Annotated in this window: 1 pseudogene; it reads left to right on the top strand. The window is 54.2% G+C overall.

The window, feature by feature from the left end:
- Positions 1-450 (top strand): annotated as a pseudogene (locus tag ACTHUE_RS20370) (inositol monophosphatase family protein); the annotation flags it as partial.

Raw genomic sequence — 450 nt, forward strand, 5'->3', positions numbered from 1 at the left:
AATACCGCTTTCAAAGCCGCCCGTAAAGCAGGGCAAATGATGATTCGCGCCGCCGGCAATCTGGATGCCGTCAAAGTAGACAGCAAAGCATTCAACGACTTCGTTTCCGATGTTGGCCGCAGCTCCTAGATGATTTTGGTGGAAGCGCTCAAAGAAGCCTATCCGCATCATAAAATCACTTGCGAAGAAGGCGGCTCCCACGTTAAAGCCACCGCCGAGTACGAATGGATTATCGACCCGCTCGACGGCACAACCAACTTCCTCCACGGCCATCCCCAATACGCCATCTCTATGGCACTCCTGCACAAATGCGTGTTGCAAGAAGCTTTGGTGTACGCACCTGAGCGCAACGACGTATACATGGCTTCCCGCGGCAAAGGCGCGTTGCTCAACGACCGCCGTATCCGCGTTTCCAACCGCATCGAATTGAACTGCTGCCTGATTGGTACC

It is taken from the genome of Neisseria sp. P0021.S005 (genome assembly GCF_051956955.1).